The 21,429-nt window shown below is 40.0% G+C and carries 23 protein-coding genes and 2 riboswitches; of the genes, 13 read left to right on the forward strand and 10 right to left on the reverse strand.

The features are described 5' to 3' along the window. Positions 1–42: 42 nt before the first annotated feature. The 10 genes from J2S07_RS07660 to J2S07_RS07705 form a co-directional block, all read right to left on the reverse strand. Complete coding sequence (locus tag J2S07_RS07660) at positions 43–852, reverse strand: energy-coupling factor ABC transporter ATP-binding protein (RefSeq protein ID WP_307149836.1); 810 nt, start codon at positions 850–852, stop codon at positions 43–45. Beyond that, the gene (locus J2S07_RS07665) at positions 849–1,691 is read right to left on the reverse strand and encodes an energy-coupling factor ABC transporter ATP-binding protein (RefSeq protein ID WP_307149837.1); all 843 of its coding nucleotides are present in this window, start codon (positions 1,689–1,691) and stop codon (positions 849–851) included. Before J2S07_RS07665 ends, J2S07_RS07660 begins: the two co-directional genes overlap by 4 nt. After that, complete coding sequence (locus tag J2S07_RS07670; protein ID WP_307149838.1) at positions 1,688–2,458, reverse strand: energy-coupling factor transporter transmembrane component T family protein; 771 nt, start codon at positions 2,456–2,458, stop codon at positions 1,688–1,690. The genes J2S07_RS07665 and J2S07_RS07670 overlap by 4 nt, the downstream gene beginning before the upstream one ends. 12 nt (positions 2,459–2,470) lie before the next feature. After that, positions 2,471–3,073 carry an ECF transporter S component gene (locus J2S07_RS07675; RefSeq protein WP_307149839.1) on the reverse strand — a complete coding sequence of 201 codons (603 nt, stop codon included), beginning with the start codon at positions 3,071–3,073 and terminating at the stop codon, positions 2,471–2,473. 207 nt (positions 3,074–3,280) lie between these two features. Next, on the reverse strand, positions 3,281–4,027 hold the full coding sequence (locus J2S07_RS07680) for a nucleoside phosphorylase (RefSeq protein WP_307149840.1): 747 nt from the start codon (positions 4,025–4,027) through the stop codon (positions 3,281–3,283). A gap of 82 nt (positions 4,028–4,109) precedes the next feature. Then, a complete protein-coding gene (locus tag J2S07_RS07685) occupies positions 4,110–4,910 on the reverse strand; it encodes a GNAT family N-acetyltransferase (protein WP_307149841.1) in 801 nt (266 codons plus the stop codon). Positions 4,911–5,007: 97 nt separating this feature from the next. Beyond that, the gene (locus J2S07_RS07690) at positions 5,008–5,385 is read right to left on the reverse strand and encodes a hypothetical protein (RefSeq protein WP_307149842.1); all 378 of its coding nucleotides are present in this window, start codon (positions 5,383–5,385) and stop codon (positions 5,008–5,010) included. Further along, entirely contained in the window at positions 5,372–5,983 is a 612-nt protein-coding gene (locus J2S07_RS07695; RefSeq protein WP_307149843.1) for an ABC transporter substrate-binding protein, read from the reverse strand. The genes J2S07_RS07690 and J2S07_RS07695 overlap by 14 nt, the downstream gene beginning before the upstream one ends. Positions 5,984–6,001: 18 nt before the next feature. Beyond that, positions 6,002–6,892, reverse strand: a complete 891-nt coding sequence (locus J2S07_RS07700) for a helix-turn-helix domain-containing protein (protein WP_307149844.1) — start codon at positions 6,890–6,892, stop codon at positions 6,002–6,004. Positions 6,893–7,282: 390 nt separating this feature from the next. Then, positions 7,283–7,414: a YuzL family protein gene (locus J2S07_RS07705; protein ID WP_307149845.1), complete on the reverse strand. Its 132-nt coding sequence runs from the start codon at positions 7,412–7,414 to the stop codon at positions 7,283–7,285. A 270-nt stretch (positions 7,415–7,684) separates the two neighbouring features. Here J2S07_RS07705 and J2S07_RS07710 point away from each other — a divergent pair, with 270 nt between their 5' ends. The 13 genes from J2S07_RS07710 to J2S07_RS07770 all read left to right on the forward strand — a co-directional run bounded on the left by J2S07_RS07710 (position 7,685) and on the right by J2S07_RS07770 (position 21,416). Further along, positions 7,685–10,066: a 3-hydroxyacyl-CoA dehydrogenase/enoyl-CoA hydratase family protein gene (locus J2S07_RS07710; protein WP_307150013.1), complete on the forward strand. Its 2,382-nt coding sequence runs from the start codon at positions 7,685–7,687 to the stop codon at positions 10,064–10,066. Positions 10,067–10,172: 106 nt separating this feature from the next. Continuing rightward, a complete protein-coding gene (locus J2S07_RS07715; protein WP_307149846.1) occupies positions 10,173–11,348 on the forward strand; it encodes an acetyl-CoA C-acetyltransferase in 1,176 nt (391 codons plus the stop codon). Positions 11,349–11,536: 188 nt separating this feature from the next. Next, positions 11,537–13,321, forward strand: coding sequence for an acyl-CoA dehydrogenase FadE (locus J2S07_RS07720; RefSeq protein ID WP_307149847.1), 1,785 nt, complete (start codon positions 11,537–11,539; stop codon positions 13,319–13,321). A 175-nt stretch (positions 13,322–13,496) separates the two neighbouring features. Next, on the forward strand, positions 13,497–13,853 hold the full coding sequence (locus J2S07_RS07725; protein ID WP_307149848.1) for an arsenate reductase family protein: 357 nt from the start codon (positions 13,497–13,499) through the stop codon (positions 13,851–13,853). Between the two features lie 18 nt (positions 13,854–13,871). Beyond that, the gene (gene gcvH / locus J2S07_RS07730; protein WP_307149849.1) at positions 13,872–14,255 is read left to right on the forward strand and encodes a glycine cleavage system protein GcvH; all 384 of its coding nucleotides are present in this window, start codon (positions 13,872–13,874) and stop codon (positions 14,253–14,255) included. 61 nt (positions 14,256–14,316) lie between these two features. Further along, complete coding sequence (locus J2S07_RS07735) at positions 14,317–14,670, forward strand: toprim domain-containing protein (RefSeq protein WP_307149850.1); 354 nt, start codon at positions 14,317–14,319, stop codon at positions 14,668–14,670. Continuing rightward, positions 14,667–14,984: a thioredoxin family protein gene (locus tag J2S07_RS07740; protein ID WP_307149851.1), complete on the forward strand. Its 318-nt coding sequence runs from the start codon at positions 14,667–14,669 to the stop codon at positions 14,982–14,984. Before J2S07_RS07735 ends, J2S07_RS07740 begins: the two co-directional genes overlap by 4 nt. A 106-nt stretch (positions 14,985–15,090) precedes the next feature. Continuing rightward, the gene (locus J2S07_RS07745) at positions 15,091–16,359 is read left to right on the forward strand and encodes an MFS transporter (RefSeq protein WP_307149852.1); all 1,269 of its coding nucleotides are present in this window, start codon (positions 15,091–15,093) and stop codon (positions 16,357–16,359) included. A gap of 139 nt (positions 16,360–16,498) precedes the next feature. Beyond that, the gene (locus tag J2S07_RS07750; protein WP_307149853.1) at positions 16,499–16,882 is read left to right on the forward strand and encodes a hypothetical protein; all 384 of its coding nucleotides are present in this window, start codon (positions 16,499–16,501) and stop codon (positions 16,880–16,882) included. Between the two features lie 23 nt (positions 16,883–16,905). Then, positions 16,906–17,005: riboswitch (SAM riboswitch) on the forward strand. A gap of 74 nt (positions 17,006–17,079) precedes the next feature. After that, on the forward strand, positions 17,080–18,396 hold the full coding sequence (locus tag J2S07_RS07755; protein WP_307149854.1) for an O-acetylhomoserine aminocarboxypropyltransferase/cysteine synthase family protein: 1,317 nt from the start codon (positions 17,080–17,082) through the stop codon (positions 18,394–18,396). A gap of 107 nt (positions 18,397–18,503) precedes the next feature. After that, positions 18,504–18,616, forward strand: a riboswitch (SAM riboswitch). 233 nt (positions 18,617–18,849) lie between these two features. Continuing rightward, complete coding sequence (locus J2S07_RS07760; protein ID WP_307149855.1) at positions 18,850–19,875, forward strand: methionine ABC transporter ATP-binding protein; 1,026 nt, start codon at positions 18,850–18,852, stop codon at positions 19,873–19,875. Further along, positions 19,868–20,536, forward strand: coding sequence for a methionine ABC transporter permease (locus J2S07_RS07765; protein WP_307149856.1), 669 nt, complete (start codon positions 19,868–19,870; stop codon positions 20,534–20,536). Before J2S07_RS07760 ends, J2S07_RS07765 begins: the two co-directional genes overlap by 8 nt. Before the next feature lie 16 nt (positions 20,537–20,552). Continuing rightward, positions 20,553–21,416, forward strand: a complete 864-nt coding sequence (locus J2S07_RS07770) for a MetQ/NlpA family ABC transporter substrate-binding protein (RefSeq protein WP_307149857.1) — start codon at positions 20,553–20,555, stop codon at positions 21,414–21,416. Positions 21,417–21,429: the final 13 nt, after the last annotated feature.

Here is a 21,429-nt window from a genome sequence, read left to right on the forward strand (position 1 = left end):
GATCTGGAGGGATATAACGACAGAAAAGAAGCATAGGTATCCCTATGCTTCCAATCTTTCTTTCAACACTTTAATTAACTGTTCATCTGTCAAATAACTTCCCTCTAAGCCAAGTTGGTCTGCAATCTGAGCAATATGCGGCTGTTCTAAATAGGCTTGCCCGAGTGTTTCCTTCTGTGCAAATACTTCTCTACTTGGTCCATCCATCAAGACTTTCCCTTGATTGAAGACAATCGTTCGTTCAAATATCTCCGCCGCAAAATCCATATCGTGAAGGATACAGATGACTTGCTTTCCTTGATCACGAAGTTCATAAATAATTTCTTTCAGCTTCTGTTTTCCTGCAAAGTCTTGGCCCATCGTCGGCTCATCAAAGATAACAATTCCCGTTTCCATGGCTAAAATAGAGGCAATGGCAATCATTTTTCGCTCGGATAAACTTAAATCATAAGGATTCGTTTCCAAGTATCCTTCAAGATTTACCTTTTTCAGCATTTTAATCGATTTTTCCCTTGCTTCATCTTCGCTATTCCCAATATTAAGAGGGCCAAACATGACCTCACTAATAACGGTATTTTTAAAGATTTGGTCATTCGGATTTTGAAAAACCATGCCAATATCCTTTGCAAGCTGTGCCGGTGTATAGTCCTTTGTATTCTTCCCGTTAAAAAGAATTTCTCCTTCATTTGGATGGAGCAAGCCCTTTAGCAATTTAACAAAGGTGGATTTTCCGGCTCCATTTTGCCCGACAATCGCCGTCGTTTCCCCATTGAATCGCAAATCAATTCCTTTTAAGACTTCAACCTCGGGTGTGTAGGAAAAATGCAAATGGTTAACTTCTAATAGGCTCATAACTTATCACCAATTTCGTCGGCTAATTCTTTAATCGTTACAGGAAAATATCCCGTTTCTTTATTTTTTATTCCCAATGCTTTACTAATTCTAGTTGCTGCTGGGGCTTCCATCCCAAACCCGTGTAAATCATCCCTTGAAAAAACTTTTCCAGGACAGTCAAAATCAACAATCTGCCCATTGTCCAGTAGTAAGATTCGGTCCGCATATTGAGCCAGCTTGTCCATTTTATGCTCTGCCATAATAATGGTCATTCCTTCATTGGCTAGATTTTCTACCACTTTAAAAACCTCCTCTGAACCTTGTGGATCTAACTGGGAGGTCGGTTCATCCAATATTAAGATCTTCGGTTTCATCGCGATGATACTAGCAATCGCTACCCGTTGCATTTGCCCTCCGGAAAGGTCAAAGGGATTTTTATCCTTAATCGCTACAATATCTAATAAAGCTAAACTTTCTTCGACTCTTTGTATGATCTCGTTTCGTTCTAGACCCATATTCTCTAAGCCAAAAGCAATTTCCTCAAAAACCGTATATTTGGAACCAGTCATCTGCGAGAATGGGTTCTCAAATACGAGACCCACACGGGTGGAAATCTCTCCAACTTCATGCTGCCTTACTTCTAGGCCATCGACAATTACTTTTCCACCATACCCACCATTGAAAAAATGAGGGACAAGCCCGGCTAAGGCAAAACATAGAGTTGATTTTCCCGCTGTATTTCGGCCAGCTAATCCAATGAACTCTCCTTCATTCACATTGAAGGAAAGATCATTTAAGGCCAATTTATCTGAATCCGGGTATTTATATTTTAAACCTTCTACCTGTATGATGCTCATGATAGGATCCTCCAAACAATTGTCGCAATGAGCGCCATCCATAGGATGAATTGGATAAGCCCTTGATAGTGGTATGTACGGGAAACATTGAGAAAGGTCTTTTTAATCCTTGTGTTAAATCCTCTTACCTCTAGCGCAATCGCCCGTTCTCGAGTATTGTTTAACGAGTTTAAGACAACTGGGCCAATCAATGGGAAAAATGCTTTCACTCTAACAATAAGACTTCCTTCTGTTTCCATTCCTCTAGACTTTTGTGCATCCGTGATTTTTCCCATTGTGGCTCGCATTTGCGGGATGAGCTGTAGGACGGAAAGTAAGACATAACCAATTTTTGGCGATAATCCTCTTTTAATCAGAGCCTCGACGAATTCATCGTGTTTGGTTGTCAAAATTAATATGCCAAACGACATCACCATATTCATGACACGGAGCGTCAGTAGTACCGCATAACTTAACCCTTCCTTATAAAAGGTAAGAAATCCAAGCGAAAAAAGCTCGGTTTGATTTTCAGGATGAAAAAATCCTTGAACAATAATAATAGAAATGATGAGTAGAATACTAAGCGTCAAAATGGGTAGTATTTTTCGAAATACCTTTCCCACCAACAGTACCACTCCACTAAAAATAGCGACAGAAAGGACAAAAAGTAAATCTGGATAGATGTATGTGATGGCGATACTCACCATCACATACAATAGTTTTGTTAATGGGGCGAATGCATCATGGATGAGAGATTTTCTGTCTACATAAAGTGTCATCGTACTCATTTAAGTCAACCCCTACAATTCTTCGATTTTACCTTGGCCACGGAAAATAGAGATAAGGTTCTTCGGTAATCCTTTATAAATGAAGTAACTGATAATAACAGTTGCTACCTTATCAGGGACATCCACCACGATACTATCGCCAAACGAAGCTAGCCAAACCGGGAAATCCTTCGCAACTAAGAATGCATAGAAGGCATCGCCCCACACATTACCAGTTTGGCCACCCCAGAAGATAATGTTTAACGGTGTAGAAATGATGGCCGCAACAAAACCAACAATTAGACCTACTAGAATGACGGTCTTCAAGTTTTTAAGCCAGCCCTTATAAGCCATGATCCCAACAGCTAAACCAATGGCCCCACTTGTAACGGCGTACACCGTTGAAATCGGATCTACCGTGACGCCATAGATAACATTATTAATAATTCCCGAAAGAGCGCCGATGATAGGTCCTGCTAACATACTTGAAAGAACAGTTCCAATGGAGTCAAGCCAAAGTGGTAGTTTTAATAATCCAGCAAATAACTTTCCTAAGTAATTGATCCCGATTGCCGCTGGAATTAATGCAATCGCTGCTGTTGACAACTTTAATGTCCACATACTTTTCTTACTCATTTTCCATTCCTCCTCTTATTAAGCTCTTTTCTCAAACATTGTTGCTTTTGGACAAAAATAATAGGATTAACCAATGCCTTTTCAGTTTATCTATTGAAACAACGGAGAAAAGAGCAGGGGACTTTATGCGTAATCGCACGCTTAGTATGAAACGGAATGGCTGGCACTAGAGCCATTCCAAATCATCAATTCGTACGAAAACAACCTTTACCTTTTATTGTCAATGGAAGCAATCGCCTCCAACGCAATCAAAATTTGATTTTCTTCTCCTTTAGCCGGCAACCCTTGCCCGTGGGCGAGATCATTTATACCTGACTGGAGGTTCCCTTTCGATGGAACGACAACATTCAAAACAGAAGCCGTTCGTAAGCCACGCAAAGCACCAACAACAAAAAGAGTCGATGTTTCCATGTCAGAACCAAGAATTCCTTTCCGAGACCAGTAATGATCTATCTCTTCCTCTCGGTCTGTATAAAAGCTGTCATGACTCCTTACTAGACCTGTATGGTACGGAAAGTCTTGTTGAACACAAGCATGAGACAAAGCAGAAACAAGCTCATGATCCGCAACGGCAGGATAACTCAAATCAATATAAGCCTTCGAAGTGCCTTCATCACGCACCGCTCCTGTTGCAATAATTAAGTCACCAAGATGAATATGATCCTGTAGTGCGCCACTGCTACCAATACGAATTAGCGTGGTTACACCAATATTTGCTAACTCTTCAATCGCAATCCCTGCTGATGGTCCACCAATCCCCGTTGATACAACGAGTACTGGGATGTTTTTGTAGTACCCTAGCAAACTTCTATACTCTCGATTGTAGGCGATTTCCTTCGTTTTTGTCAGAAATGGTTTTACTTTATCCACTCGTTTTGGATCTCCTGGAAGCAATGCATATTTGGCCTGAAAATTATCCTTTAACTGAATATGAGGTTGGAGTTCTGTTGACATATTGTATTAATTCCTTTCTTATTCATGCATACCTTTTTCCTTTTGCTTAAAGAGAAGAAAAGGATCTAAAATTAGAAGTGGATCACAATGCTTCGTAACGAATCATTGTCCACAAACCCATATCGGTAAATCCTAATCGTTTATAAATTTTCCCTGCTGCAGGATTATCATAAAACAAACAAAGGGATTTACCTTCAGCTAGTAATTCACTGCAAAGCTTTTCCATACAAATTGTTGCATATCCTCTACGTTCAAAGCCTGGCCTAGTCCCAACACCAACAATCATGGCAGATTGAGAGTTTTCGGCAGTAGTAGATGCCGATGCAACCATTGTCCCTTGCTCATTTCGTACAATATAAGTTCTTCCAGTCTTATATTTTTCAGCACGTTCTCTCGCTTCGACACTAAAACTTCCAGCTGCAAATTCAGGTATCGAACGTAGCATTTCTATATTTTCGTGATATTCTGATGGTTGTAAATAACTTGCTTGTTGTATTCTTTCTTCATCCACCTTATAGCTTAAACCCGTACATTTCGCATAATAGGTTTCACTAAATTTTCTTATATCTCTATTTATAAATTCTTGCAAAGGCTTTACTAAATGCTTTAATCCACTTATTTCAATCGGCTTTGGATTACGATTAATAATTTCCGCAAAACCCTGTGCATCATATGGTTGCTCACTAAATGGGATATAATTTTGGTCGTATCTTAATAAGACAGCGATCAATTTGCTATTTTGAAAATGGCCCCAAATTTCTTGAAAATCAGAATCATAACCATATGCTTCAATATCCCCTATGATGAATAAATTTTCCGCTGGCTTTTGACCGATAAGGGCCATAACTGATTCATGGTCAGCTTTATTTAATTTACGAATCATCTTAACTTCTCCCATATTTTCAGTATTCTTTACCAAAAAATAAATTCATTCAAAGTAAAAACCAAAGTATCTGATGCGGTTTTATCCTGGAAGAACACTAGACTCTTTCAAGCCCGTTCAAGTCAAAAAAAACATTTCTTTCCTTGAAGGGTGCTGGATTGGTATATTGCAATTTGAATTTCATAAAATCGCTTATTCGTTTAGAATGGTAATAAGGCTTATCGTATTTTAGTTTGTCATCCCTAAGCCAGCTTGGAACCTCAATAGCATGAACCTGTAAATAGTAGTCGATTAAAGCTGATACTTTCGTTAAATAATCTAATTCAGCTTGATTACATAAATCCAAATCTACAGGTTCACGGAGACTTTGGATAAACTCGATGTCTTTTGATTTTAATAACTCCAATAACTGATTGAGACTTGTGTCTTCATCATCATAGCTGAATAATGCTTGTAAGTACTTATTCCCAATCATATCCTAAATCCTCTCCTAAATATTTGATAAAAATTCTTTGCCTTTCTCCAAGAAGAGTTAGAGGTATAAATTCTTCAAAGACATCCAACAGTTCCGCTTTCGTTGTAATATCTAAATCCTTACATAATATATAGGCATCTATGAAGTCCTTGGCGGGTTCTGGTCGTGCTGCTAGTATTTTCATGGCTAATAATTGTTTAGCCTTTGGCTTCAAAATTTTGAGATTGGAATAGAGTTTATAGGTTTCCTTATCTTCTTTTAAAATAACTTTCAGTGGCTCTTTAATTTCTTCATTTATCCAATCCTCAGAAAGATTAAAGGCAAACTTTGTAAGGTCTAATATGTTATTTAATAATTTTTCATTTGTTTCGCCGAATACACAGTCAATATCTTTTGTTGCTGGCCTATTATCATAGACCATCGTCATTATGGAACCACCATAAATAGTGATCTCAAGTTGTAATTGATTTTCCTTTAATCTCTCATTTAGATAATCAAATATTTTCAGCAGCTTATCTTTATTCATTAACTCCATATTGCTCATTATAACTCCCTTCAAAGCCCAGTATTTTCCTATATTTATTATACCAAAGCCCATCCATAACTCCGTTACGAATCATTCTTTTTTTACCGTATTCTTGGATAGTTCTTCTTTCATGCTTTCTACTAAATTTAGAGAGGTTAAATTATCCTCAATTCGGTAAGCCATTTCTGCCAAATTGAAGTTTTCTATCGCTTTTTCAATAAGATTGAGAGCTTTATAATTAGCTCCCTTTTGATAGAATAAGTCTCCTTGTAGATACAGAAGGTTATTCTTTTTAGCGTATTGAATTCCTTTATCAACCATTTCTAATGATTGTTCATAATCTTTATTTAATCGTAGAGCCCTGGCATAGTTGTAAAAAAAACGAACAGGGAGGTACTTATTTGTGATGTTGGGAATAGACCGTTGCTGAATAAATGCTTCCTCATAAATGGATAATGCAACTGAATATTCTCCTTTATCCGTATAAATATTCGCTTTACTTAACAATATTTCAATTTCACGTTCAGACAAAAATTTCTTCTCTGACGAAGTAATGGATAATGATTTGTTTAGGTAATCGATTGCATCAGGAAAATTATGGTCTTCGTAGTACAAGCAAATTCCTTCATGCCATAGCAGGAATTGCTTGTGTTCAGGAACTTGAAAAATATCATTATCTTTTACCGAATTTAGCAATTCTCTAACTAGAGAGTAATCCCTTTGATAAATGGCTTCTCTGATTTGCGTAAATACTTCAATAATATATTCATGGCTTGGAGTGTTTGATATATCTAGTAGGTACGAAATATCCGTATTAAATCGATTTGATAGTTCCATTAATAAATAGGCGGATGGGTAAATAACGCCATTTTCAATTTTACTAATATATGATTGTGTGCATATTCCTTTACAAGCATCTCTTTGTGACATTCCGATTCGTTCCCGAAGTTCTTTTATTCTCTTACCTAATAAGTGCGTCAATTCAGATCACTCCAACTAAGATAACTATGTTTATCTAAAATAGAGAAAAAGGAAGAAATCAACAGAAAATCGCCGTATATTTCCATTATATCAAAGGATTTGATGAATTTTTCATTTTTCTGTATATGATAGTATTTTAATATCAAAACAATAGGGGTGGAAATAATGAGAAAAATCAAAAAGGTTTTTATTACAATCGGAATCGCTGTAGTAGTGCTATCATGTACTGCGCTATCAAATGTGGGCCTTAATCCATCGGTGCCTAATATGGAGTATTTACCAAATGATAAGGATCCAGGGTCAATGCATTAATGGGTTAGAAGACTTGAGGCTGGATTTTTCTATTAAAAAAAATAGCAGGCCAGTTTACATTGGCCTGCTTAATCATGTTCATCTCTTGAACTGGTTATTCTGACTGTTCTTTTTGTCCTTGTTCCCCTTTTCTGGTCCGGGGCCAGCATTTCCTTCAACACTCGCGGCACTTACTCCAGCTTTAGATGGATTGTTTTTTCTCTTCGCCATTTGGACACCTCCTAGTAACTTCAAAGTTGCATTTATAAGGTCCCCATTCGATGACAAATTATTTACCGAACTTCCGAACGGGAAATCCCACTCCTTCAGAAGTAGAAGTATCCGTTTCGAAGATTCAAAAAAAATTCAAAATTACATATCTAATTATTGCGGAAAGAGTCTAAATATTTTATTATTGTAGTAGCACAACTTATTCATATTTTTTTTACCATGAAAATGAATGAGGGTTCATTCAAATTATCAAAGGGGGAGAAGTCGTTGATCCAACAAATTAAAAAAGCAGCTGTTCTAGGCTCTGGCGTTATGGGATCTGGAATTGCCGCTCACTTAGCAAACATTGGGATACCAACCTTGCTACTTGACATTGTACCTCGTGAATTAACGGAAGCTGAAAAAGGAAAAGGGTTAACCTTAGAGGATAAGGCCGTTCGCAATCGAATTAGTGCTGGGGCGATCGGGAAGCTGTTGAAGCAAAAGCCGGCACCACTTACTTCGAAAAAGAATCTAGCTTTAATTGAAGCAGGAAACTTTGAGGATGATATGGAACGTCTGAAGGACGTGGACTGGGTAATTGAAGTTGTTGTTGAGAATTTGGCGATTAAACAACAAATTTTTGAAAAAGTAGACCGCTACCGCAAGCCTGGCAGCATCATCAGCTCCAATACATCCGGGATTTCTGTGGAAGCGATGGCAGAAGGACGGTCAGAGGATTTTAGGAAGCATTTCCTTGGAACACACTTCTTTAATCCTCCACGTTATTTGAAGCTATTGGAAATTATTCCGACTAAACATACAGACCCAGAAGTTCTTTCTTTCATGAAAACCTTTGGGGAAGATGTTCTTGGTAAGGGTGTTGTGGAGGCAAAGGATACTCCAAACTTTATCGCCAACCGTATCGGAACATACGGACTGCTTGTGACCGTTCGCGAAATGGTTAAGGGTGGCTATAGTGTTGGTGAAGTTGACTCTGTAACAGGACCATTAATTGGAAGAGCCAAGAGTGCAACCTTCAGAACATTGGATGTCGTAGGTCTTGATACATTTGCACATGTTGCCAAGAACGTCTATGACCAAGTGGAAGGCGACGAAAAGGAAGTCTTTGAAGTACCTGGCTTTATGCAGGAAATGATTACAAAGGGCTGGTTAGGCTCAAAGTCTGGTCAAGGCTTCTTCTTAAAGCAAGGAAAAGAAATTTTAGAATTGGACCCACAAACATTAGAATATGGTCCTCGTAAAAAGCTCCAAGCTCCGTCTATCGAAATGGCAAAGCAAGCTAAGGGCTTAGCCAACAAATTGAAAGCGCTTGTTTACGCTAAGGATAGAGCGGGAGAATTATTATGGAGTATTTACAGTCCTGTGTTTGTCTACTCTGCAGAATTGCTTGGCCAAATTGCGGATGATGTGGTGGCGATTGACCGAGCAATGAAATGGGGCTTCGGCTGGCAACAAGGTCCATTTGAAGCATGGGATGCCATCGGTGTGGAGAAATCCGTGCAAAAGATGGAAGAGGAAGGCTTAACGGTACCAGCATGGGTGAAAGATATGTTGGCGGCTGGCTTTACTTCCTTCTATAAAGAAGAGGAAAACGGTGACTTGTATTTCTACCATAATGGTGAATATAGATTAGTAGAAGAAAATCCAAAGGTGATTAATCTTGCCAAGATTAAGAAGCAAAAAGGCGTCATTAAGAAGAATACTGGTGCAAGCTTGATTGATATTGGTGATGGAGTTGCATTGCTTGAATTCCATTCGAAGAGCAACGCTATCGGTCTAGACATCCTGCAGATGATTAACTTTGCCGTGGATGAAGTGGCGAAGAATTTCAAAGGGCTTGTCATCGGAAACCAAGGCAAGAACTTCTGTGTAGGTGCAAACCTTGCGATGATTCTCATGGAAGCGCAGGATGATCCTTTTGAGCTTGATATGGTTGTTCGTCACTTCCATCAGGCGATGATGAAAATCAAATATAGTCCAAAGCCCGTTGTTGCTGCACCATTTGGCATGACGCTTGGTGGAGGAACGGAGGTTTGTCTCCCTGCTGCTCATATTCAAGCTTCATCTGAAACCTATATGGGTCTTGTTGAAGTAGGAGTTGGGTTAATTCCTGGCGGTGGCGGTAACAAGGAGCTTTATATTAAGAATTTGAACAGCTTGCCAAATGGAGTGGAATTTGATCTGCAAAAGGTTGCGAACCAAGTGTTTGAATCGATTGCAATGGCGAAGGTTTCAACTTCTGGTGAGGAAGCACGTGACAATAACTTCTTAAGCAAAGCTGATGGAATTAGCGTAAATGGCGACCATCTCATTTATGATGCAAAGCAAGCGGTACTTGCCCTTCATGAGAGAGGGTACAAGCCGCCAGTTCGCAAGAAGATTCCAGTTGTGGGTGAACCAGGTTATGCAACTCTGTTACTTGGAGCTCAAGGAATGTTCTACTCTGGCTACATTTCCGAGCATGATATGAAAATAGCGAAAAAGCTAGCTTATGTCATCTCTGGTGGTAAAGTTCCATACGGAACAGAAGTGGATGAACAATACCTGCTTGATTTGGAAAGAGAAGCCTTCTTAAGTCTTGTGGCAGAACCAAAATCACAGCAGCGTATGCAGCATATGCTTCTAAAAGGCAAGCCGTTGCGTAACTAATCATTTGTTGCATGAATGAATCTTCCATATTCATTTATGCCTTCATCATAATAGTATTTTTTAAGACAGATAGATTCCTATCAAAAATCGAAAGAGAGGGAATGAGATGAGAGAAGCGGTAATTGTAGCAGGAGCGCGTACTCCAGTTGGGAAAGCAAAAAAAGGCTCTCTTGCCAATGTCAGACCGGATGATTTAGGGGCTCTTGTGGTAAAGGAAACATTGAAACGTGCGGGGAACTATGAGGGCAATATAGATGATTTAATTATTGGGTGCGCGATGCCTGAAGCAGAGCAGGGCTTGAATATGGCCCGTAATATCGGTGCACTAGCAGGACTTCCTCATACGGTTCCAGCGGTAACGGTTAACCGTTATTGTTCTTCCGGACTGCAAACAATTGCCTATGCGGCAGAAAAAATCATGATTGGCCATGCTGATACGATTCTAGCCGGTGGAGCCGAATCTATGAGTATGGTTCCGATGATGGGGCATGTTGTTCGTCCGAATTCCAAATTGGCGGAAACAGCACCTGAATACTATATGGGAATGGGACATACAGCAGAGCAAGTAGCGAAGAAGTATGGCATTACTCGTGAGGATCAGGATGCTTTTGCCGTTCGCAGTCACCAAAAAGCAGCAAAGGCGATCCAAGAAGGTAAATTTGTTGATGAGATTGTCCCAGTGGAAGTAACCAATCGCTTTGTGGACAGCAAGAATAAATTAGTTGAAAAGACATTCCTTTTTAGTCAAGACGAAGGTGTTCGCCCAGATTCAAATGTGGAGACCCTTGGCAAGCTTCGCCCGGCATTCTCACTTACGGGTACTGTCACAGCTGGTAACTCTTCACAAACAAGTGACGGTGCGGCAGCAGTGCTAGTAATGGATCGCGAAAAAGCGGAAGCACAAGGACTTACTCCAATGGTGAAATTCAGATCCTTCGCTGTCGGTGGAGTAGCACCTGAAATTATGGGAGTTGGACCGATTGTAGCTATTCCGAAAGCATTAAAGCTTGCTGGACTTGAGCTTTCCGACATTGGATTATTTGAATTGAATGAAGCCTTTGCTTCCCAATCTCTTCAGGTGATTAGAGAGCTTGGCCTAGACGAAGAAAAGGTCAATGTGAACGGTGGAGCCATTGCGTTGGGCCATCCACTAGGATGTACAGGAGCGAAGTTAACCCTTTCCCTAATCCATGAAATGAAACGCCGCAACGAACAGTTTGGAGTCGTGACAATGTGTATTGGTGGCGGAATGGGTGCTGCTGGGGTGTTTGAATTAATTTAAATCGGGGCTGTGATATTTTCAGTGCTGATAATAGCCATATGTGCGTGGGTGAACGGGTTTTGCTCGGCACGAGCAACGTAGTGAACCCATGCACATATGGCGGTATCAAGATCAACATAAAAATTTGACAGCAATTAAATCAAAAAGGGGCTACTTGCCCCTCATAAATAGAATGGAGGAATATGAAAATGACAAACCAAACGGATAACCTAATTAAAGGCGGAAGCTTTTTAATTGAAGATGTCACATATGATCAAGTATTTACACCAGAGGATTACACCGATGAGCAGGTGATGATTGCGAAGACAACAGAAGATTATGTGATTAATGAAGTTTTACCAGAGGTTCCATATCTAGAAAAGCATGAATTTGAGCGTTCTGTGAAGCTTTTACACACTGCTGGAGAACTTGGCCTGCTTGGTGCTGACGTACCAGAAGAATACGGTGGTCTAGCATTGGATAAGGTAAGCTCCGCATTAATCGCAGAAAAAATGGCGATTGCTGGCGGATTTGGGATTACACATGGTGCGCATGTTGGGATCGGGTCACTTCCAATCGTTTTATTTGGAAATGAAGAACAAAAGCAAAAGTATCTTCCTACTCTTGCAACTGGTGAGAAAATTGCAGCCTATGCATTAACAGAGCCAAGCTCAGGATCTGACGCACTGGGTGCAAAAACAGTAGCTAAATTAAACGAAGCTGGGACTCACTATGTATTAAACGGTGAAAAGCAATGGATTACAAATGCTGGTTTTGCTGATGTATTCGTTGTTTATGCAAAAATCGATGGCGATAAATTCTCCGCATTCATCGTGGAAAGAGAATTCCCAGGTGTATCTACAGGTGCGGAAGAAGACAAAATGGGAATCAAGAGCTCTTCTACTCGTACATTAATCCTTGAGGATGCTCAAGTACCGGTTGAGAACCTATTAGGAGAAATCGGCAGAGGACATGTGATTGCCTTCAATATCCTTAATATTGGTCGCTATAAGCTAGGAGTTGGTGCACTAGGCGGTGCGAAACGTGCAATGGAGGTAACGATTCCTTACACGAACCAGCGTCAACAATTTAAGACGCCAATTTCTGCTTTCAACCTTACAAAAGAAAAAATTGCAACAATGGCTTCTAAAGTATATGCTGCAGAAAGCTCCATCTATCGTACAGTAGGGTTGTTCGAGGATCGAATGAGCAAGCTTTCTGAAGAAGAAGCAAAAACAGGTAAAGCCGTTGCTGCTTCTATCGCTGAATATGCGATTGAGTGCTCATTAGGAAAATTCTTCAATACAGAAGTTCTTGATTATGTAGTAGATGAAGGCGTTCAATTGCATGGTGGATATGGATTCATGGAGGAGTATGAAATTGCTCGTGCTTACCGTGACTCTCGTATTAACCGTATCTTTGAAGGTACAAATGAAATCAACCGTCTACTTGTGCTAGGCACTTATTTGAAGAAAGCCCTTAAGGGTGAGCTTCCGCTATTCCAAAAAGCAATGGCTCTACAAGAAGAGCTTATGATGCTTATGCCAGAAGAGCCAGGTGATGAGCCATTAGCACAAGAGAAGATGCTTGTGAACAACGGTAAGAAGATTGCTTTACTTGCTGCAGGCTTAGCTGCTCAAAAATTCGGCAAGGAAGTAGAAAAAGAACAAGAAATCTTCGTTAATATTGCGGACATTGTGGCAAACGTGTATGCGATGGAATCTGTTGTGCTACGTACAGAAAAAGCAATTGCCAAGAGCGGTTTAGAGAAGAGCAATCAAAAGCTTCTCTATACACAAATCTTCTGTCAAGAAGCATTCAACAAAATTGAAGCAGATGCAAAAGAGACCTTAGTTGCTTGTGAAGATGGAGATATGCTTCGCATGATGATGTCAACTCTTCGTAAGCTTACTCGTCATGTTCCAACAAATGTGATTGCGAAGAAACGTGAAGCTTCTGTGAAGCTAATCGAAGCTGAAAAGTTTGTACTATAATATTAATGTGGCTCCCTTCCAGTGGTAAGGGAGCCTTTTGCTAGATCAAAGCAATCAAGTATTGTTTCGACTGACCTTAGATTGTCATGATCTTTCGTAGCAAATATGATAAAATTTAATTATAGATTGCAAAATTTATACAGATGTGGATATGATAACATTGGTAGGTGAAAAAATGGCTCTGACTTTTTATTGGTATCCGAAATGTGGTACATGTCGAAATGCAAAAAAATGGCTGGACCATCACCAGATCTCGTATCAAGAAGTACATATTGTCGAAAATCCTCCTTCTCGGGCTGAGCTGAAACAGCTGTACGTTAAGAGTGGACTTGATATAAAGAAGTTTTTTAACACAAGCGGCATGAAGTATAGGGAGCTAGGATTAAAGGATAAGGTTAAGACGGCCTCGGATGAAGAGCTGCTTGATATTCTTGCTTCAGATGGCATGCTTATCAAACGTCCATTGCTTACAGATGGTGACAAAGTAACAGTTGGGTTTAAAGAAGAGGATTACGAAAAAAATTGGCTATAGTATTTAGGAGGGGTTAAGGTGAATACACCAAAGGAATTACGCTATTCAGAAGAGCATGAGTGGGTTAAAGTAGAAGGAGACAAGGTTCGCATTGGGATTACTGATTTCGCTCAATCCGAGCTCGGCGATATTGTTTTTGTCGAGCTACCAGAGGTAGGCGACGAAATAACAGCAGACGAGCCATTCGGAAGTGTTGAATCAGTAAAGACTGTCTCTGAGCTATATGCACCGATTAGCGGCAAGGTGGTTGAAATAAACGAGGACCTAAGTGACAGCCCAGAATTCGTGAATGAATCTCCATATGAAAAGGCATGGATGATCGTCGTTGAGCCGGCTAGCATGGCAGATGTTGAGAATCTTATGACTGCTGAGCAATATGAAGAAATGGTGAAGGAAGACTAAAAAAGTAAAAGCGCTCCACTCAGGGTGGGGCGCTTTTGTCATAAAGAACAAGGTGATAGGCATGAATGAATGGAACACAGAAAAGATACTGATTGTTGAGGGTAAATCAGATAAAAGAAAGGTTCAAAGCATTATTAAAGAACCAGTTGAAATTATTTGTACAAACGGGACGATTGGGATCACACGATTGGACGAATTGATCGATTATCTGACTGGAAAAGAGGTCTATGTTCTTGTTGATGCAGATGATTCCGGTGAAAAGCTCAGAAGGCAATTTCTTAGAGAGCTACCAGAGGCAGAGCATATTTATATTGATAAAATGTACCGAGAGGTTGCGACAGCCCCTGAGCATCATCTAGCAACTGTGCTACTAGGGGCCAATATTGATGTACACACGGAGTTTCTTGATCGATGATAAGGGAGTATGAAAAAAAGGACATTTTGGAGCTTGAAGAGAACATGGACACTTCTTTCCTTTATCTATATACCCCTATGTGTGGCACCTGCCAGGTAGCCGGAAAAATGATCAATATTGTAGCTGAATTATTCCCTTTGTTTAAATGGGGCATGATCAATTTGAACTTTTTTCCCGATCTTGCGAAAGCATGGGAAATCGAAAGTGTGCCATGTCTACTTATTTTTAAACAGAATCAAATTCAGCAAAGGATTTACGCCTTTCATTCAGTCCCATTCCTATACGATTCAATTAAACAATTTACGGATAAATAGACTCATATATGGGTCTATTTTAAATTTTCAAATTTTTTGTTTACTTTATCCCTGAGGAGGCTTATGATATTTAGGGATACGAAATAAACAAAAGGGGAATATATCTATGCCATTTTTTCAAGAATGGTCTAATCAATTTAAGAGTTACAATAAAAATATTAAGCTTGCTTTATTAGCTAATATATTTGCTCAAGTAGGACTTGGGATTTTTATGGTTATCTACAATTTTTATATCCGTGAGCTTGGGTATAATGAACAAGTTAACGGTCAGGTTATTTCAATGACCTCATTAGCAACGGCCATCATCCTAGTTCCTGCAGGCTTATTAAGTGATCGCTTTGGACGAAAGAAGAGCATGCTTTTTGGAGCATTCTTGACGGGAATTGTCCTTTTATTTAGAGGGTTAATTGAAGTGCAAAGCTTATTGGTCACCTTGGCTTTTCTAACAGGCTTAACCTCGGCTTTCATGCAAGTATCGGGAATTCCTTGGCTGGCTGAGAATTCCAAACCATTTCAAAGGGTTCATTTATTCAGCATCTACTCAGCCGTAATGACTGCTGCAAACGTAATAGGAAACCTACTTGGTGGAACCCTGACTGATTTTTTTAGCTTGTTTTTTTCAGAGCTGATTAGTATTCGGTTTACATTGCTTATAGGTGGAGCGATATTTTTAATCGCTTTAATCCCTATATTTAAATTCCAGGAGAAAAGAGAAATTCAAACAGAAAAGAAAGAGAAGATTCCACTTAAGGAAAAAATTAAGGACCAGCGCGATGGGTTTAAAATTATTATTCTATTTGCTGTTGCTCAATTGATTATTGGTGTTGGAGCAGGACTGGTTATCCCTTATCTAAACCTTTATTTTGCTGATCGTTTTCATGCATCCAATTCAATCATCGGCTTTATCATCTCCCTAGGCCAAGCTGCAACTGCTGTAGCGATGATCATTGGCCCGTTAATGGTGAAAAGGTTTGGCGAAGTGAAAGCGGTGGTGATTTTACAATTAGCGTCTCTACCATTCTTACTTTTAACAGCATATACGGAGAGCTTGCTGCTTGCTGCGATTGGCTTCCTGTTTCGACAGGCATTGATGAATGCTGGAAATCCAATTCAAACCTCGTTGATGATGTCGAAAGTAAGCGACTCTGTTAAAGGGTTGGCAAACTCAGTCAACCAAATGGTATTTAGTCTTGGTTGGGCGATAATGGGTCCAATATCTACCGGGATCGTTATGGCGCATGGGGCTTACTGGGGTTATGCGATCGTCTTTTCCATCACGGCCTCCTTGTATTTAGTAGGTTCCATTTACTTTTTTGCTGTTTTCAGAAGCATTCATAAACCGAAGGCCTCTTCGACAGCAAATGCAGCCCAATAGCCTAACAGAAACTTACATATTTCTCGGGAAATGATCTTTTTAATGGCTCTTTTCTACGTATTTGTCGAAAGAAAGAAAAAGGGTAAGGAGCTTTTAGAACGAAATATATGTTATAAGCACTGCTTAAGGAGGGCTTTCTTTGCAGCGTATATTACATATATTAGTAGATGAAGTTAATTCCAGAGGACATTTATCCTCATTGCTCAATGGTGTAAAGATGTCGGTGATGCTCGACTCAAATAGCGGGGTTAATGTCTTAATCATTGAGAACGGGAAGCTTGGGATGGAAGAGGAGGCAGATCAGGAAATAGATGCTTATATTTCGGGTAAGGAAGCGATTATGAAAGAATTGCTAATGGGAAGAATTAAATTGAGAGCAGCCAGAAAAAACGGTCATTTGCAATTGAAATCGACTATTCGAAATTCCTTATTTTTAGAGTCTTTATTTTTTCTTGCGTTAACGAGTGGTAATCATACAGAAATTTCAAAATTATTAGTTGACGAGAAATCTGTTTCGTGCTAGTATTCTATTAATTGAATGAGATGTTCTTATCGAGAGTGGTGGAGGGACTGGCCCTTTGAAGCCCGGCAACCGGTTTTTTACACGGTGCCAATTCCAGCAGAGCTTTGCTCTGAAAGATAAGAAGAGTGTTGATTCTATCCCCCTCTTCTTATGAAGAGGGGTTTTTGCATTCTTTGAAAAGAAGGGGAGTAGGAAAAATGGGTGAAAACAAGAAGAAGTACCGTTTAGAAACATTGGGAGTCCACGGAGGACTAAGTCCGGACCCGGTAACAGGGGCAAGGGCAGTACCGATCTATCAGAACAATGCCTATCAGTTTCAAAACACTGAGCATGCAGCGAATTTATTTGCTTTAAAAGAGGCTGGATACATTTATACTCGTATCCATAATCCGACTGTCACTGTTTTTGAAGAGCGTGTGGCTCTCCTTGAAGGGGGAATTGGAGCATTAGCAGTCGCAAGTGGAATGGCGGCCATTACGACCGCAATCCTGAATCTTGCAGGAGCAGGAGATGAGATTGTAGCTGCTGGCAATCTGTACGGGGGGACCTATAATCTTTTTGCAGTGACACTCCCAAGATACGGAATTAATGTGAAGTTTGTTGATGCAACTGATCCGAATAATTTTAAAGAAGCCATTACCGAAAAGACAAAAGCACTTTTTGCCGAAACAATCGGAAATCCGAGCCTAAGAGTGTTGGATATTGAAGCCGTAGCAAATGTTGCACATGAAGCTGGAATTCCACTAATTATCGATAATACCTTTGCAACTCCGTATCTATGCCGTCCAATCGAGCATGGAGCTGATATTGTTATTCACTCAGCAACGAAATGGCTCGTAGGGAATGGGACGACTCTTGGAGGAATTATTGTCGATGGTGGTAATTTTGATTGGAATTCTCCGAAATTCCCTGGGTTTGTTGAGCCTGATCCAAGCTATCACAATATTGTTTATAGTGAGGCACTTGGTGCTGCAGCGTATATTACGAAGGCTCGGGTCCAGCTGCTACGAGATATTGGTCCAGCGCTAAGTCCGCTTAATGCTTTCCAATTTACACTTGGCATAGAAACGCTTCATGTCAGAATGAAGGAGCATATCGCAAATACGAAGAAAATTGTCGAGTATCTGCACAACCATCCAGCAGTTTCATGGGTTTCTTATCCAGGTGATGAAGGACATCCTGATCAGGCCCTAGTGGAAAAATATTTACCGAAGGGAGCTGGCTCGGTTGTTGTCTTTGGAATTGCAGGAGGCAGAGAAGCGGGAGCAAAGCTTATTAATCAGCTCGAACTATGGGCACATGTAGCTAACGTAGGAGATGCAAAGAGTCTAATTATTCACCCTGCTAGTACGACTCATCAACAGCTGGACGCGGCAGGGCTAGCAGCTGCTGGGGTATCGGAGGATCTTGTTCGACTTTCCATAGGGATTGAGAATGTAGAGGACTTAATTGAGGACCTGGATCAGGCCATTGAAGCCGCAACAGGAATATCCTCCATTACCGCAAAGGCCTAAGCAAATCTAATAGGCTAGTAAAATCTTTTTCTGTTGACACCCCATTATTTCCGTGATAGTATAAATGCTATATTTAAACATGTATACAAATTGAATAGATGGTTTTACTCTTATCCAGAGAGGTGGAGGGATGTGCCCGATGAAGCCCGGCAACCGTCAGTGGTCGACACTGAAATGGTGCCAATTCACACAAAGCAAATATTGCTTTGGCAGATGAGAGAAAGGGAACTTGTCTTATTGATGCCTTTCTGCTTTTCTGCGGGAAGGCATTTTTGCATTATTTGGTACCTGGTACCGCTCGTGGACTTTTTGTTAGATTTGTCCGTCTGGGGTGGACAGTAGGGTGAATGAAAACCTTTGGTGAGAGAAAGATAACTGTAGCATTCTTGCTTATACGTTTAAAACTAGGTATTTATGTAGGAGTAATCGGATTGAAAATGGGGTGAGCAACAATTGATTTCTATACAAAATGTAAAAAAAATATACGCTTCCAGTAAAGGAAAGGTTACCGCTGTTGATCATGTCAGCCTCGAAATAAAAGAAGGTGAAATCTTCGGTGTCATCGGCTATAGCGGAGCCGGAAAGAGCACGCTAATCAGAATGTTAAATGGTTTAGAAATTCCAACAAGTGGCTCTGTTGTGGTAGCCGAAAAAAAAGTTTCCAAGATTAAGGGAAGTGAGCTTAGAAAGGCCCGGCAGGAAATCAGTATGATCTTCCAGCATTTTAACCTACTTTGGTCAAGAACGGTAAGAGAAAACATTGCTTTTCCGTTAGAAATAGCCAGGATTCCCAAGAGTCAAAGGCTTAAGCGTGTGGATGAGCTAATTAAGCTAGTCGGTTTAGAAGGAAGAGAGGATGCTTATCCTTCCCAACTCAGTGGAGGGCAAAAACAAAGGGTTGGCATCGCAAGGGCGCTTGCTAATAACCCGAAGGTATTGCTTTGTGATGAAGCAACCTCTGCACTTGATCCACAGACGACAGATTCTATCCTTGAGCTGCTTGTGGATATTAATAAACGGCTCGGGTTAACGATTGTTCTTATCACCCATGAAATGCATGTAATTCGAAAAATTTGTCATCGTATAGCCGTAATGGAAGAGGGCAAAGTGGTCGAAATTGGGCCGGTGTTAGAGGTGTTTAAGAATCCCCAAGAACAAATTACAAAACGATTTGTCCAACAAGTTACAGAGCCCGAGGAAACAAGGGAAACAATTGAACATTTAATTGCCTTGTATCCTACTGGAACGGTAGTCCAGCTTGGCTTCGTGGGAGAAACAGCTGAGCAGCCTCTTATCACGAATTTAATCAGAAATTTTGAAGTGACGGTTAATATTTTGCAGGGGAAAATTTCGCAAACACAAAATGGATCTTATGGTACTCTGTTCATTCATTTAGACGGTAACCAAAATGACATAGCGAAGGCGATTGAGTTTATCCAATCCCAGCAAGTTGGAGTAGAGGTGATCAAGAATGCTTAATGAACTCTTTCCAAATGTTCGATGGGAGAAGATGTGGGAGGCAACAGTAGAAACTCTGTATATGACAGGGATTTCGGTAATAGCTACGTTTATTTTAGGAATTATTTTGGGGTTGTTGCTTTTCCTAACAGCGAAAGAAAATATATGGGAAAATATGCTAATTAATAAAATTATAAGTGGATTTGTTAATATTTTTCGTTCAATCCCTTTCATCATCCTAATTGTGCTACTTATACCCTTTACCAAACTACTGCTAGGGACGATGATTGGGGAAAATGCCGCCCTTCCGGCTTTAATTATAGGTGCAGCACCGTTTTATGCAAGAATGGTAGAAATCGGTTTAAGAGAAATTGATAAAGGGGTTATTGAGGCTGCAAGATCAATGGGTGCTAAGACAAGTACAATCATATGGAAGGTACTTCTTCCTGAATCTATGCCAGCCCTTGTTTCTGGGATCACCGTTACAGCGATTGCACTAGTGGGCTATACCGCAATGGCTGGTGTTATCGGTGCAGGAGGTCTAGGGAATCTCGCTTATCTTGACGGATTCCAACGCAGTAGAAATGATGTGACCTTGATGGCAACCATTATTATTCTGGTCATTGTTTTTATTATCCAATTTATTGGAGATTTTATTACAAACAAATTAGATAAGAGATAAAGAGGAGTGTATTTTCATGAAAAAATGGTTAACAGTTTTATTTACATTCGCACTGGTTTTATTTTTAGCTGCATGTGGTACATCTGAGAATGCCAACACTGAAAAAGGTGGAAATGCTGATAATGGTGGGGAGAAATCAGAGGAATCAACAAAACTGGTTGTTGGAGCTTCAAACGTTCCCCATGCTGAGATTTTAGAGGAAGCAAAGCCGCTGCTTAAGGAAAAAGGAATTGAGCTACAAATTGAAACCTTCCAGGATTATGTTCTACCTAACCAAGCATTAGAGTCAGGGGATTTAGATGCTAACTATTTCCAACATATCCCATATTTGAATAGCCAAATTGCAGAGCATGGCTATGATTTTGTCAACGCTGGTGGAATACACATTGAACCGATTGGAGTCTATTCGAAGAAATATAAGAGCCTTGATGAATTACCAGAAGGTGCAACCATTATCATGAGCAGCTCTGTACCTGATCACGGACGTATTTTATCGCTACTTGAAAAAGAAGGGCTCATTACTTTAAAAGAGGGCGTTGAGAAAACAGAAGCAACCGTTGACGATATTGTAGAGAATCCAAAGAAATTAAAATTTGATACTGAATATGAGGCATCCTTACTTCCACAAATCTTCAATAATAATGAAGGAGATGCAGTACTTATTAATTCAAACTATGCGATTGACGCTGGTCTAAATCCATTAGAGGATGCAATTGCAATTGAAGAAAGTGATTCTCCTTATGTAAACGTCATTGCTGTTCGTAGTGGGGATGAGAATAAAGAAGCAATCAAGACGCTTGTAGAAGTGCTTCGCTCTGAAAAAATTCAAAACTTTATTTTAGAAAAATATAAGGGTGCTGTTGTACCCGTCTCAGAATAAAGAGAGGAAAAAG

It is taken from the genome of Anoxybacillus andreesenii (genome assembly GCF_030813005.1).
In the GTDB taxonomy this organism is placed as follows: domain Bacteria; phylum Bacillota; class Bacilli; order Bacillales; family Cytobacillaceae; genus Robertmurraya; species Robertmurraya andreesenii.

Bases quoted from the DNA above. Each gene is read 5' to 3' on its own strand.
- J2S07_RS07675 (WP_307149839.1), bottom strand. From the start codon at position 3,073: ATGAGTAAGAAAAGTATGTGGACATTAAAGTTGTCAACAGCAGCGATT.
- J2S07_RS07705 (WP_307149845.1), bottom strand. From the start codon at position 7,414: ATGGCGAAGAGAAAAAACAATCCATCTAAAGCTGGAGTAAGTGCCGCG.
- J2S07_RS07690 (WP_307149842.1), bottom strand. From the start codon at position 5,385: ATGATTGGGAATAAGTACTTACAAGCATTATTCAGCTATGATGATGAA.
- J2S07_RS07670 (WP_307149838.1), bottom strand. From the start codon at position 2,458: ATGAGTACGATGACACTTTATGTAGACAGAAAATCTCTCATCCATGAT.
- J2S07_RS07695 (WP_307149843.1), bottom strand. From the start codon at position 5,983: ATGGGCTTTGGTATAATAAATATAGGAAAATACTGGGCTTTGAAGGGA.
- J2S07_RS07715 (WP_307149846.1), top strand. From the start codon at position 10,173: ATGAGAGAAGCGGTAATTGTAGCAGGAGCGCGTACTCCAGTTGGGAAA.
- J2S07_RS07720 (WP_307149847.1), top strand. From the start codon at position 11,537: ATGACAAACCAAACGGATAACCTAATTAAAGGCGGAAGCTTTTTAATT.
- J2S07_RS07680 (WP_307149840.1), bottom strand. From the start codon at position 4,027: ATGTCAACAGAACTCCAACCTCATATTCAGTTAAAGGATAATTTTCAG.
- J2S07_RS07770 (WP_307149857.1), top strand. From the start codon at position 20,553: ATGAAAAAATGGTTAACAGTTTTATTTACATTCGCACTGGTTTTATTT.
- J2S07_RS07665 (WP_307149837.1), bottom strand. From the start codon at position 1,691: ATGAGCATCATACAGGTAGAAGGTTTAAAATATAAATACCCGGATTCA.
- J2S07_RS07765 (WP_307149856.1), top strand. From the start codon at position 19,868: ATGCTTAATGAACTCTTTCCAAATGTTCGATGGGAGAAGATGTGGGAG.
- J2S07_RS07745 (WP_307149852.1), top strand. From the start codon at position 15,091: ATGCCATTTTTTCAAGAATGGTCTAATCAATTTAAGAGTTACAATAAA.
- J2S07_RS07755 (WP_307149854.1), top strand. From the start codon at position 17,080: ATGGGTGAAAACAAGAAGAAGTACCGTTTAGAAACATTGGGAGTCCAC.
- J2S07_RS07725 (WP_307149848.1), top strand. From the start codon at position 13,497: ATGGCTCTGACTTTTTATTGGTATCCGAAATGTGGTACATGTCGAAAT.
- J2S07_RS07740 (WP_307149851.1), top strand. From the start codon at position 14,667: ATGATAAGGGAGTATGAAAAAAAGGACATTTTGGAGCTTGAAGAGAAC.
- J2S07_RS07735 (WP_307149850.1), top strand. From the start codon at position 14,317: ATGAATGAATGGAACACAGAAAAGATACTGATTGTTGAGGGTAAATCA.
- J2S07_RS07685 (WP_307149841.1), bottom strand. From the start codon at position 4,910: ATGATTCGTAAATTAAATAAAGCTGACCATGAATCAGTTATGGCCCTT.
- J2S07_RS07660 (WP_307149836.1), bottom strand. From the start codon at position 852: ATGAGCCTATTAGAAGTTAACCATTTGCATTTTTCCTACACACCCGAG.